9 protein-coding genes, 1 pseudogene and 1 riboswitch are annotated in these 13707 nt (G+C 49.7%); of the genes and pseudogenes, 9 read left to right on the top strand and 1 reads right to left on the bottom strand.

Annotated elements, in window-relative coordinates; genetic code table 11:
- The first annotated feature begins 16 nt into the window (after nucleotides 1–16).
- The 8 genes from QF041_RS19450 to QF041_RS19420 all read left to right on the top strand — a co-directional run bounded on the left by QF041_RS19450 (nucleotide 17) and on the right by QF041_RS19420 (nucleotide 10921).
- Entirely contained in the window at nucleotides 17–1213 is a 1197-nt protein-coding gene (locus QF041_RS19450) for a spr1629 family repressor/antitoxin (protein WP_017691174.1), read from the top strand.
- A gap of 325 nt (nucleotides 1214–1538) precedes the next feature.
- Nucleotides 1539–1616, top strand: a complete 78-nt coding sequence (locus QF041_RS31280) for a potassium-transporting ATPase subunit F (RefSeq protein WP_074096687.1) — start codon at nucleotides 1539–1541, stop codon at nucleotides 1614–1616.
- Nucleotides 1617–1675: 59 nt separating this feature from the next.
- Nucleotides 1676–3355 (top strand): potassium-transporting ATPase subunit KdpA, encoded by a 1680-nt coding sequence (kdpA, locus tag QF041_RS19445; RefSeq protein WP_373461349.1) that lies wholly within the window; start codon nucleotides 1676–1678, stop codon nucleotides 3353–3355.
- 208 nt (nucleotides 3356–3563) lie between these two features.
- The gene (gene kdpB, locus QF041_RS19440; protein WP_307417013.1) at nucleotides 3564–5564 is read left to right on the top strand and encodes a potassium-transporting ATPase subunit KdpB; all 2001 of its coding nucleotides are present in this window, start codon (nucleotides 3564–3566) and stop codon (nucleotides 5562–5564) included.
- Nucleotides 5565–5625: 61 nt separating this feature from the next.
- Nucleotides 5626–6183 (top strand): potassium-transporting ATPase subunit KdpC, encoded by a 558-nt coding sequence (gene kdpC / locus QF041_RS19435; protein ID WP_307415367.1) that lies wholly within the window; start codon nucleotides 5626–5628, stop codon nucleotides 6181–6183.
- A 95-nt stretch (nucleotides 6184–6278) separates the two neighbouring features.
- A complete protein-coding gene (locus tag QF041_RS19430) occupies nucleotides 6279–8618 on the top strand; it encodes a histidine kinase (protein WP_307415366.1) in 2340 nt (779 codons plus the stop codon).
- 4 nt (nucleotides 8619–8622) lie between these two features.
- Nucleotides 8623–10218, top strand: a complete 1596-nt coding sequence (locus tag QF041_RS19425; protein WP_307415365.1) for a DUF4118 domain-containing protein — start codon at nucleotides 8623–8625, stop codon at nucleotides 10216–10218.
- A gap of 1 nt (nucleotide 10219) precedes the next feature.
- Nucleotides 10220–10921, top strand: a complete 702-nt coding sequence (locus QF041_RS19420) for a response regulator (RefSeq protein ID WP_145326342.1) — start codon at nucleotides 10220–10222, stop codon at nucleotides 10919–10921.
- Nucleotides 10922–11040: 119 nt separating this feature from the next.
- On the opposite strand, the pseudogene melA reads toward QF041_RS19420, so the two are convergent.
- A pseudogene (gene melA, locus QF041_RS19415) lies at nucleotides 11041–12343 on the bottom strand (alpha-galactosidase).
- A 203-nt stretch (nucleotides 12344–12546) separates the two neighbouring features.
- Here melA and QF041_RS19410 point away from each other — a divergent pair.
- Nucleotides 12547–13374, top strand: a complete 828-nt coding sequence (locus tag QF041_RS19410) for an AraC family transcriptional regulator (RefSeq protein WP_307415364.1) — start codon at nucleotides 12547–12549, stop codon at nucleotides 13372–13374.
- 77 nt (nucleotides 13375–13451) lie between these two features.
- Nucleotides 13452–13643: riboswitch (cobalamin riboswitch) on the top strand.
- Nucleotides 13644–13707: the final 64 nt, after the last annotated feature.

The following is a 13707-nucleotide window of genomic DNA, read 5'->3' as shown; positions in this document are numbered from 1 at the left end:
GTAAGGAGGGAGCAGCATGTTCGTTGGTGAAAATTTGACCAATTTGCGGATCATGCATGGGTATTCGAGAAAACAGCTCTCCGAACAATTAGGTGTGACAGAACAAGCAGTCTGGCAATATGAAAATGCGTATACCTCTCCGAAGGTGCCAATTGTGAATGAGTTGAAACGCATTTTCAGTGTGAAAAGCAAGTATTTTTATACGAAAGATATGCTTACACAGCGTAATAACGCAGCCAACATTGATGTTATGAACATTGCCTATCGTTCGAAAGTGATGAATGTGATATCCAAGACACAGACAGAAGCAAAGCATGTAGAATATCTGGACACGTTCATTAATTATATTACTGCTCAGATCAGCCTTCCCACACTGAATATTATCCAATTGCGGGAAGAGGCAATTGAGTATATGAACCATACAGACGATGATCGTACGACTCAGATCCATTATGTTGCCCATCTTGCGAGACAACGGCTGAATATGGAGCCATCCACGAATGAGAACCTGATGTTCCGGATCGAAAAAAGTGGTGTATATGTTTTTGAAAAAGCGATTGGTGAAGAAATTGATGCGTACAGCCTTTGGACACGAAATGATCGTCCGTTTATCATACTGGGCAACATCAAACGTTCTGCGGTTCGCAGGAATTTCGATATTGCACATGAGCTTGGTCATTTGTTGCTTCATTATCGTCTTGAATTTGTCAATCTGGATCGAAAAGAACACAAATTGATTGAAAATGAAGCTAATCTGTTTGCGGGTGCATTTTTATTGCCCGAAGAAGAGTTTTCATCGGACATGAATGAAATCACTTATAAGACGAATCCCGATCAATATCTTGATTTGAAAAATAAATGGAAGACTTCCCTACAAGTGCTGGGATACAGAGCAGCACATCTAGGAATGATGGAAGCTAAGGATCATCGTAATTTCTATGCGGCGATGCACCGAAGAGGATATCTGGAAAAGGAGCCTTTCGACAGGGAGATTCCACTTCAAAAGCCGATGCGAATTAAAACCATTATTGACCTGCTTTCCAATAAAGGTCTTGTGGATATCCGTTATATGATTGAGGAGGATTGGAAAGTGGAAACTTCCTTCTTTCATCATATGACAGGAATAAACACCGACTTTTTTAACAAGTACATGACGAACAAGCCACAAACTAGTATTAAAAATGTTAGGGAAATGCCTACACGTAGCTCTTGAAATGACTGGTAGGTAATAGATTGGTACGTAATGGATTGCTCCGTATAAAAAGATCATAGACCCGTTCTTTTCAGCCCCTAGCTGAGGAGAGCGGGTCTTTTTTACGCTTTTTTTACACCTGTAGAGGCATTTCTTTACCCCTTTTTTACAGCGTTTCGTATTACGATTTTACATGTAGCAAGGTGCAGAGAACGGTAGAGAGAGGGAGGAAGGGCGCATGGTGAATGATGCCACGATGATTGGATTGGTGGTGCTGCTGTTTGCGGTGTTTTGGGGATTTGTGAAATTCTGCGAAAAGGCTTGAGGGTAGAGAGGGGGAAGCCAGATGATCGTCATCGGCATGATTGTGCTCGCACTGGTGATTTATCTCGGTTATGTGCTGGTGAAGCCGGAGAAATTCTGATGCTGACGATGTGCGTAATACGGGAACGAGGGAACGTCGAATAGGGAGGAAATGCGGATATGGGTATCGGTGTAGTGCAAGTAGCAGTGACGCTGCTGATCATCCTGCTGCTGGTGAAACCGGTGGGAAAATATGTAGTGAACGTGTTTGATGGACAGCGAACGGGGCTGGATCGCGTTTTTGGTGGATCAGAGCGACTGCTCTTTCGAGTGATGGGAGTACGAGAGAACGAATCCATGGGGTGGAAAAAGTACCTCACGGCCGTTCTCCTCTCCAACTTTGTAATGTTGGTATTGATGTTTCTGGTGCTGCGGCTGCAAAAGTATTTGCCACTTAACCCGGATGGAATCGGCAATATGCCAGCGGCGCAGGCATTTAATACGGCCGTATCTTTCATGACCAATACGAACTGGCAGTCGTATACGGGCGAGAATGCCCTGTCGTATCTGTCACAGATGCTGGCCGTGACGTTTCCGATGTTTACGTCGGCAGCGACGGGATTCGCAGTAGCCATTGCGTTCATTCGCGGGCTGGTAGGCCGCCGGGATGAACTGGGGAACTTTTACGTCGACCTTGTACGGTCGATTACACGTATTTTTTTACCGCTGAGTTTCATCGTGGCTCTGTTCCTCGTGTTCCAGGGTGTGCCTCAGACGCTTGAGGGAGCGGTGAACGCAACCACGCTGGAAGGCGCGCAGCAGACCATCTCACGTGGACTGGTCGCCTCTCTGGAGTCGATCAAACACATTGGCACCAACGGTGGTGGCTGGTTTGGAACCAATGCTGCACATCCATTCGAGAATCCGACGGCCCTGAGCAATCTGGTGCATATCGTCTGCATGATGCTGCTGCCAACGGCACTGGTATACGCCTTCGGCTTGATGGTCAATAACCGGAAGCAGGGTTGGGCATTGTTCGCAGCGATGAGTTTTCTTTTCCTTGTGATGTTGACCACAGTCTTTGTCTCCGAATATCGCGGTGTACCCGCGTTGGATGCAGCAGGCCTTCAGGGCAATATGGAGGGGAAAGAGGTCAGGTTCGGCATATCCGAATCGGCTTTATTCACGGCGGTCACGACAGCGGCTACAACAGGTTCGGTCAATAATATGCACGAGTCGCTCACTCCACTTGGAGGCATGGTATCACTGGCTCAGATGATGCTCAATAACGTGTTTGGTGGCAAAGGGGTAGGGCTGATCAACGGACTGTTGTATGTGATTTTGGCTGTGTTTATCTGTGGATTGATGGTGGGACGCACACCTGAGTTTCTGGGCAAAAAAATTGAGGGCAAAGAGGTGAAGCTCGCTTCCATTGCGTTGCTCATTCATCCTTTGATTATTCTTGCGCCAACGGCACTCGCGCTTATGCGGCCTGAAACCGTTGCGTCCATCTCGAATGGGGGCATGCATGGTCTGACTGAGGTTCTCTATGCTTTTGCCTCAGGTGCGGCCAATAATGGATCGGCTTTTGCCGGACTAAATGCCAATACAGACTTTTACAACATTGCGATTGGTATCGTTATGCTGCTGGGAAGGTACGTTTCGATGATCGCCATGCTGGCCATAGCGGGTTCACTCGCTACGAAACGGGTTGTACCGGTAACTACAGGTACGCTGCGTACACACACGCCTTTATTTGCTGGCATCTTGGTCATGATGATCGTTGTTGTCGGCGCGCTTACGTTCTTCCCGTCGCTTGCGCTTGGACCGATTGCAGAGCATCTGGCGATGATTCAATGAGGGATATAACAGGGGAGCAACAGAGGAATTGGTATAAGGACGTAACGTACGGAGGTGGCAGTGCACGATGAATGCAGTCGAACGAAAGAAGGAGCAGACGATGCAACACATGGATACAGAAATGTTTAGAACGAAGGGCAATGAGCCGGATAACAACCGAGGTAATATTCAACGTGATCCCGGATCGAAACGGTCGTTAAGCAAGGATATGATACTTCAGGCTTCACTCGATGCGTTCAAAAAGCTAAATCCGGTGGTCATGATTAAAAATCCGGTCATGTTTATTGTCGAGATTGGTACATTCATTACGCTCTTATTATGCATTAATCCCGATCTCTTCACCGCATCCGAGGCTGGGCGCGGGTACAACATCGCCGTGTTTTTCATTTTGCTGTTCACACTGCTGTTCGCTAATTTCGCGGAGGCACTTGCAGAAGGTAGAGGCAAGGCGCAGGCCGATACGTTACGCAAGACGAAGTCAGACACCCTGGCCAATCTGGTACAGAAGGATGGAAGAATCCGGCAAGTGTCTTCGACCCATTTGAAAAAAGGCGATATGGTCCGTGTGGAAGTCGGTGAACTGATTCCGACAGACGGTGAAATTATGGAAGGCTTGGCCTCCATTGATGAATCGGCCATTACGGGAGAATCCGCACCGGTTATCAAGGAAGCAGGAGGCGATTTCTCCTCCGTTACCGGAGGTACACGTGTCGTGTCCGATTATATCGTCATGCGTGTTCAGACCGATCCGGGTGAGTCATTCCTTGACCGGATGATCTCTCTGGTTGAGGGTGCTCAGCGCCAGAAAACACCAAATGAAATTGCGCTGACAACCCTGCTCGCCGTATTAACTCTGATCTTTCTAATTGTCATCCTGACAATGGTTCCAATGGCGAATTACCTGGGCATTCGACTGGATCTGGCAACCCTGATCGCACTGCTCGTTTGCTTGATCCCAACCACAATTGGTGGATTACTGTCTGCCATTGGTATTGCCGGGATGGACCGTGTTACGCAGTTTAATGTGCTCGCCATGTCAGGTAAAGCGGTGGAAGCGGCCGGGGATATCGATACGTTGATTCTGGACAAAACAGGAACGATCACATACGGAAACCGCATGGCATCTGAGTTTATTCCCGTTCAGGGCATTACTTCATCAGAGATGACGCAAGCTGCTTTACAGGCTTCTGTGCGAGATGAGACCCCGGAAGGACGTTCTGTTGTGGAACTGGCAGGCAAACAAGGTCAGAGCTGGTCTGAGACGGAGTATGCAAATGCGGAAAATGTGGAGTTCACGGCAGAGACCCGGATGTCCGGTCTGAATCTGAGTAGCGGAATGAAGATTCGTAAAGGTGCGGTGGATGCGATCAAAAGATATATTGCTTCTGAAGGAGGCCGTATACCGGGTGATCTGGATGAGATCGCCAACCGTATCGCGAAGGCCGGAGGTACACCGCTAGCTGTGGCCATCGATCAACGAATCTACGGTGTGATCTATCTGAAAGACACTGTGAAGCCAGGGCTAAAAGAGAAGTTCGCTGAGATGCGCGCCATGGGCATCAAGACCATTATGTGTACAGGCGATAATCCGTTAACCGCAGCGACCATAGCGCTGGAAGCAGGCGTGGATGATTTTATTGCCGAAGCGAAGCCCGAGGACAAGATTGCGGCGATCAAAAAAGAGCAGCAGGAGGGCAAACTCGTCGCCATGACGGGCGACGGTACCAACGATGCTCCTGCTCTGGCGCAGGCCGATGTGGGCCTGGCGATGAATTCGGGCACCATGGCGGCCAAAGAAGCGGCCAACATGATTGATTTGGACTCTGACCCGACCAAATTATTGTCAGTAGTCTCCATTGGCAAGCAGCTGCTGATTACACGCGGCGCACTCACAACCTTTTCGATATCCAATGATATCGCGAAATATTTTGCCATCATTCCAGCCATGTTTATTCTCGCCATGCCGCAGCTTCAGGCGCTGAATATTATGAATCTGGCTTCGCCGCAGTCCGCGATCCTGTCGGCGCTGATCTTCAACGCCATTATTATTCCACTGCTTATTCCCATCGCGATGAAAGGGGTTAAGTACCGGGCGATGTCAGCCGAACGACTGCTTGGTCGCAATGTGTTCATCTATGGCGTAGGCGGTGTGATTGTACCTTTCATCGGCATTAAGCTGATTGACATGGTACTTTCGGGGATTCTTTAAAGAGATAACAACGCTTATCAAAATTGTTCTTTTATCCTAATGAATTCAGGAAGTGATCTGTATGAACATGTTCTTGCCCGCCGTACGGTTATCCGTTGTGCTTATGCTGATATGCGGCCTAATCTACCCGCTTGTAACAACTGGAGTAGCCCAACTTCTCTTTCCTGCGCAGGCGAACGGCAGTCTGATTACGCAAGATGAGGAAATCATCGGATCGTCACTGCTGGCGCAGGAAATCCAATCGCCGGGGCTGTTCCAGCCCCGGGCATCGAATGCCAGTTATGACCCAACGGCTTCAGCCGGTTCAAATCGCGCCGTAGCTTCAGAGGAGTATATCAGCGAGATGAAGGAAAAGATGGCTCAGCTCCAGCAGGGAAACCCGGGACTGCAGCAGATCCCTGCTGATCTCGTGACGGGTTCAGGCTCTGGACTTGACCCGGATCTCTCTCCCGAAGCCGCTGAGGCACAGATCCCGCGCATTAGCGAAGCTACGGGAATTAGTGAACAGCAGCTTATGCAACTTGTAAATGAGCATACGGAAGGCCGGCAAATGGGTATATTCGGGGAGCCGCGTGTAAATGTAACGGCTCTGAATATGGCGCTGACAGCAGAACTCTGAACTAACGAACGAACATATTAGCCTGCTCACGATATATCGGGAGGGGCTTTCTCTATTTTTTCTTCATATTTTAATAAGAAAGGGGGAGAGGACGGATGGAAGACAGCTTCAAGCGCAAGTCACCGGAAGAGATGCTGAAGATGATTACGAAGCTGCAGCAGGGTACGCTCAAAATCTACATCGGCCCAGTCAGCGGATCGGGCAAAACGTATCACATGCTGCGGGAAGGGAACACGTCGCGCCAACAGGGCATTGATGTGGTCATCTGTGCCGTGTCCACGATGCGCAGACCGGAAACGGTGGAGCAACTTGGCGCACTCGAAAGGATTCCAAGCATTCACTGGGTGCGCCAGAGTGATGATGTAGAGATGAAGGATCTGAACTTGGATGCACTAATGGCGCGTAATCCGGAGGTTGTGCTGGTGGATGGTTTGGCACATCGCAACAGAGAAGGCGCTCGCTATGCTACCCGGCTGGAGGACATTCAGTTCTTGCTCCGAAACAACATCAGTGTCATGACAACGGTGAATGTGTATGAGCTGGAAGGGTATACCGAGCTGGCACGACAACTTACGGGGATCGCAGCAGAATATACGGTGCCTGCCGATACATTGGAGCTTGCGGATGAAGTGAAGCTGATAGACGTCACGCCGGAAACGATACTGAACCGTCTTGCAGAGGGTCATTTGCAGGGGCATGAGGGAGAAGCTGTTTTTCGTCAAGGCAATCTGGGTATTCTGCGCGAACTGGCCCTGAGATTGGTGGCAGAAGGGGTGAATGAATCCCTGCGTGAGCATCGGGAGGAGATGGGAATTACCGTCACGACAGGCATCATGGAGCGGATTCTGGTATCCACCCAATATCATTGGAACGGCTCCATCTATATACGGCGTGGACAACAGATTGCCAAAAGATTGAATGGTGATCTGTGCGCCGTGGTTTTTCGGAATATGAAGCAGCCATTAACCAAGGAGGCAACCTTATTTCGACGCAATATGATCAAGCTGGTGGAGAAGTTTGGCGGCCATATGGAGGAGCTATCTATATTACACCGTCGCAACATCCCGTCTACGCTGGCGCGTTACGCCATGGAGCACCAGATTACCCGGATTGTGATGGGACACTCCCGGCGTACGCGCTGGCAGGAACTCTGGCAAGGGCCCGTTGTTAACTCGTTGCTGCGCAGGTTACGTGGTGTTGATTTGTTTCTGGTTGCTGATCGAGCGGCCCTGGAGGGTGAACGTGTGGTTCCGGCTAAAGTTAACGATGTGGAGTCGCTGACATACCGCAGACTAAGCGAGCAGGAAATGAAGGAACAGATTGGTCAGATTCAGCGTGGCACATTCAAAATATATATCGGAGCTGCACCAGGTGTAGGCAAAACCTACATGATGCTGCGGGAAGGCAATGATTTGCTCCGCAAGGGCATCGATGTGCAGATCGGCTTGCTGGAGACACATGGGCGGGCGGAAACCGTGGAGCAGATGGGTCACCTGTCTGTGATCCCTCGCGTGCGGCGGGTGTATCAGGAAGCTCGTCTGGAAGAGATGGACACAGAGGCCATTCTGCGTCTTTGTCCGGAAGTGGTGCTTGTGGATGAACTGGCACATACGAATGTACCCGGGAGTGTCCGGCAAAAGCGTTATGAAGATGTCCTGCTCCTGCTGAATGCAGGCATCTCGGTGATTACCACAATGAACGTACAGCATCTAGAAAGTCTGAATGATGCCGTTGAACATATTACAGGTGTTCGTGTCCGCGAGACCGTACCCGATCGGATCATTCAGATGGCGGATGAGGTGCAGTTGATTGATGTGGCGCCTCAGGCCTTGCGGCAGCGCATGAGGGAGGGTAAAATCTATGCAACTGCCAAGGTCGAGCAAGCCCTTGCGAATTTCTTCAAAATCGGTAATCTGATTGCCTTGCGAGAACTTGCCCTGCGAGAACTGGCGGACGATGTGGATGAACGGCTTGAAGCACAGCAGGCCAAAATCGCACTTCGAGGACCTTGGCGCAGACAGGAAGCAGTCTTTGTATGTGTAAGCAGTGATCGTCATGCCGAGCGGCTGATCCGACGTGGATTCCGTATGGCTTATCGTCTAAAAGCCATCTGGCATGTACATCATATCCACATCGGTGAGTCCATGAGTGACGAAGTGAAATGCCATCTGGAAGCCTTGGAACAGCTGACGATTCGGCTTGGCGGTCAATTTCACATCCACCACAGTCCAAAGCTGCGGGATGTACCTGGGATTTTGGCAAGAAAGGCATCGGAGGCGCGAGCAACCCAGTTGGTGGTCGGGCAGGCAAGACGGGTATGGTGGCTGAATGGCTACCGCGGCTCAGGCTCGGTGGTCAACCGACTTGTACGCTTGTCGCGGCATCTGGATATATTGATCGTTGCAGATTACGATTATGAACTGAGCGGGATGTGAATGGATGTTGTCTGAACGAATAAAAAAAGAAACGCGGGCATCCCATGGGAAACGGGTTCCGGCATATGTATGGGTGACCCTCGGGGTGACGCTGCTAACCTTGCTGCTTCATCCCATCGGCATGAGTGGTGATTTGGTTAATGTAGCGCTGATATACCTATTTCCCGTACTGGTGAGTGCCGTGTATTGGGGAATGGGACCAGCTATATATGCCGCGAGTTTTAGCGTCATTATGTTTGACTTCTTTTTTGTACCACCATATCTGAGCTTTACGGTTGAAGATCTGAGATATCTCATCTCCTTTGTCGTGTATCTTGCGGTGGCGATCCTGACGGCGAGTCTTGCGGGTCGATTGAGACAACAACTGGAGATGGTAAAATCACGTGAGGCCACGACTAACTCCCTGTACGCATTGAGTCGTCAGATGACAGCCATTACAGATCTGAATACGTTGCTGGTTAACATTGCAACCCAAGTATCGCTTACCCTGGGTAAGCCGACGGCTGTGTATCTTCCGGATAAACAGGGTGATCTGATGGTTACAAACTCTTCCGCATCCGCATCAGAAGGGGAGAAGGATGGGTGGGGGGATGGAGAGTCAGAGATTGCCATTGCCAAATGGGTGTATCATCACGGACAGATTGCTGGTAAGGGATCATCCGCTTTACGGGAATCTCCCGGACTTTACGTGCCGCTACGCACAGAGGAGCAGATCCATGGCGTGCTCGCTGTGAGCATGGACGCTGGTGAGGTTCATGAGCAGCAAGAACAGCTTCGTCTGTTGGAGGCATGCGGTGGACTGGCCGCAGGTGCTATTGCCCGAGTGAAGTTGGCGGAAGAGGCCCGATTGGCACAGATCACTGCCGAATCGGAGCGCATACGTACAGCGCTGCTGGACTCTGTTTCTCATGAATTGCGTACTCCCCTAACCGCCATTATCGGCTCGGCTACGGGATTGTTGGAGAATGATACTCTTTTTACACCCGAGGATCGGAGAGAATTAACAGGCAACATTCGGGATGGGGCCATGCGTATGAATCGTCTCGTCACAAATCTGCTGGGCATGGTTCGGCTGGAGAGCGGCATGTTGCAACTGAATCGGAAATGGTGTGACGTGGGGGACATGATCAGCGTTGTACTGACACAGGTTCGGGAATTCAGTCCGCATCGCAACATTCAAGTTGAGCTTCCTGATGATCCGGTGTTCATTTACGGAGATGAAGTATTGCTGGAGCAGGTACTGGTCAACATCGTCAGCAACGCCATCAAATACTCACCCGATGAGAGCCTGATTGTCATCATTGTGGCGAGTGATAGAAGTCCGAGTCAATTGACGATCTGGGTAGCTGATCAAGGCATCGGTATACCGGAAGCGGAAAGAATACGTATATTTGATAAGTTCTATCGCTCGGAGTCGACTCAGCATGTCACAGGAACGGGGCTTGGTCTGGCGATCTGCAAAGGCATTGTGGAAGTCCACGGAGGTACCATTGTGGCAGAGCCGAATCCGGGCGGGGGAACGAGAATGCGCATAGATATTCCCATGGAGGCTCACGGATCACGGTTTCCCTATTCAGAACAAGGAGAGGTTGAAGAATAACATGAATGCACCGCTAGGGGCTCGCATACTGGTGATCGATGATGAGCCGCAGATTCGCAAATTGCTCAAGGTCACCCTTCAGGCACACCAATTCGAACTCCACGAGTGCGGGGATGGCGAAGAGGGTGTCATTCAGGCCAGCATTGTACATCCGGATCTGATCATCCTTGATCTCGGTTTGCCGGGCATGTCCGGTATGGAGGTGCTTCGCCGGATTCGTGAATGGTCACAGGTGCCGATTATCGTGTTGACAGCGAAGGATCAGGAGGGAGATAAAATTTCTGCGCTGGATGGTGGTGCAGATGATTATGTGACGAAACCCTTCGGGATGGGTGAGTTGATCGCTCGTATTCGGGTTGCGCTGCGTCATGTAGCCAAAACGACAGATGAGCCCATATTGCGCTTCGGATCACTTACGATTGATCTGGCCCAAAGGCAGGTCGAACTGGAGGGAACTTTGGTCAAATTAACCCCAACGGAATATGAGATGCTGAAGGTGCTCGCTTCCAATGCGGGAAAGATCATCACCCAGCGTCAGCTTTTGCAGCAAGTATGGGGAGGGCATCATCATGAGTCTGACAGTCATTACCTCCGGGTATATGTGGGACATCTGCGTAAAAAATTAAAGGAAGATCCGGCGAATCCCCGATATATTCAGACGGAGCCGGGCATTGGTTATCGCTTTTTGCTCCCTGCCGAATAAGGTTTAAGTGTGCGTGGCGTTTATTATAAGAGATGCGATGCACGACTCAGCAGATGAGCGCTATGAAATGAATAAAAGCACCGTCCCCTTTTAGCTGCAAAGGAAACGGTGCTTTTATATTATGACGTGTATTTTGGCAACCAGTCACCGTGAGCCTCAATCAACTCATCACACATCGCTACGATGTCATCGATAGACAGCTCGGCAGCCGTGTGTGGATCAAGCATGGCGGCATGATAGATATGTTCTTTTTTGCCAGTGATTGCCGCTTCAATTGTTAGCAGTTGTGTGTTGATGTTTGTCCGGTTCAATGCCGCGAGTTGTGGAGGCAGATCCCCAATGTACGTAGGGCTGATTCCTGATCCATCCACCAAACAAGGTACCTCAACACAAGCCTCGCGAGGCAGGTTGGTGATCAGTCCGTTGTTCATAACGTTTCCGCCAATCTTGTACGGGTTATTCGTCTCCATCGCTTCGATAATATGCGATGCGTATTCACGGCTGCGGGTATGTTCAATATTTTCGCTGGCAAAAAGCTTGGTACGCATTTCTTTCCAGCCTTCAATCTGGTTCACACAGCGGCGTGGATACTCATCCAATGGAATGTTGAAGCGTTCAATCAACTCCGGGTAATTCCGTTTTGATGAAGTAAGGGTGGTACTCAGCATTGTGCTCGGAGGATTCCGTTACATAATAGCCAAAACGCTGCATCAGTTCATAACGAACCATGTCGTCATGCTGTTCCTTCTGTTTTTCTTTCGCCAGACGTTTAATCTCGGGGTACAGATCCTGCCCGTCTTTGGTAACTTCGAGCAGCCATGCCATGTGGTTGATGCCTGCAATTTTGGCTACGACACCCGTCTGATCGATCCCCAGTGCATCAAACAGATGTGGTACACATACCTGCACACTATGACACAATCCTACGGTTTTGATCCCACCATGTACGTTCATGACGTTGGTAAGCACGGCCATTGGGTTGGTATAGTTCAGGAACCATGCATCCGGACATACTTCCTGCATATCTCGGGCAAAATCCAGCATAACCGGAATCGTCCGCAGATTACGGAAAATTCCGCCGATACCGAGTGTATCAGCAATTGTTTGACGCAGTCCGTATTTCTTCGGAATCTCAAAGTCCGTAATGGTACATGGATCATATCCACCGACCTGGATGGCGTTGATGACATATTTGGCCCCGCGCAGCGCTTCTTTGCGATCATGATATACGTTCACAACGCAACGACTTCCGAGTGAACGGGCCAGACTGGTCAGCAAACGCTCTGAATCGCTCAGACGTTCAGCATCGATATCAAACAATGCCAGCTCAAAATCCTGCAGTGCTTCGGTCATCATGACATCACCCAACACATTTTTAACAAAGACGGTGCTGCCTGCACCGAGAAACGTAATTTTATTCATTTAAGTTTAGCCTCCCTGAAAAATGTTGTAACCCAACTATAGGCCGATTCGGCGCATATAACTATGGCTCAACCCCTTTCAAACATGTCATAATCCCATTTTTGTTCCCGCTTTCAACTAATATAGAAGTATTTTAGCTGTTATAATATAAATTAGATTAAATGAAGAGGTAAGCGGAACGAAGTCAGGATGGAGGGAGAAAAATGAGTCGCATTGAGATGAATGTGGTTCCCGCAGGCTGGACACAGATGGAGCTGATGTTGTTGTTTTTTGGGTGGGAGGCATGTGACCCTGCGCATTATTGGGGACCGGGTGTACGTGATTCTTACATTGTGCACTACATCCATGAAGGACGGGGCACCGTGTACATGGGGGATCAGGAATACCAACTTAGCGAGGGACAGGGCTTTGTCATACTTCCGGACACGCTTATTCATTATGAGGCAGATCCAAAGGATCCCTGGACGTATTCGTGGTTTGGATTCAAAGGTGTGCAAGCCAAGGCATTCATGCAACGTGCCCGATTGAGCCTGGAGCATCCAGTGTATGATGCCCGTGATACGAATACAATGGAGCGCCTGTACTCAGAAATGGTTCAGGCCTCCACGTATTCGGGAGGGGATGTGATGAACCAGAGTCTCTTGTACCGCCTGATAGCGGAGTTGATCTCATCGTCACCGGTAGAGGAAGAGGAGGGACAGCTTCTTTCGAACAAAGAAGAGTACATCAGGCAGGCAGTTCAGTTTATGGAGAACAGGTACAGCCAGCGGACCTCCATTCTGGATATTGCCCACGCCGTGGGGCTGGACCGCACATATCTGTCGGGATTGTTCAAGGAACGATACGGCAAGTCGCTACAGTCATTTTTTCTGGAGTACCGTATGAATCGTGCTGCCGATCTTCTTCAGAACCCCGGACTTTCCGTTAGTGAAGTAGCCCATTCGGTGGGTTATACGGACCCATTATTATTTTCAAAGATGTTTAAGCGTGTTATGGGTGTGTCTCCGAAGGGTTCGAGAATTCGAGATTAGACGCATCTAGTGTTTCAAATTTAAAAGAAAAGTTTTGATCATTATTCGTCGTCCCGCTAAACTGATACAGAAGTGTAATTGAATATGTGGAACTTGGTGCTTTGCCCGTCAGGGTGGAAGCTTAATAGGGAAGTTCGGTGTAATACCGGCGCGGTCCCGCCACTGTAACAGAGGAGTCCAGTAGCGATAATCCACTGGTTTAGACCGGGAAGGAGCTGCAATGACCATGATTCTGGAGCCAGGAGACCTGCCAGGTTTAACAAACACAGTAGTACCCTACGGGAGATAGGAAGGTGTTTAGAGAGCATGATTTTTTTCTGAAAATCTGTTTAT

The sequence above is a fragment of the Paenibacillus sp. W2I17 genome (assembly GCF_030815985.1).
Taxonomy (GTDB): Bacteria; Bacillota; Bacilli; order Paenibacillales; family Paenibacillaceae; genus Paenibacillus.
This window is presented reverse-complemented; position numbering and strand designations above follow the sequence as displayed.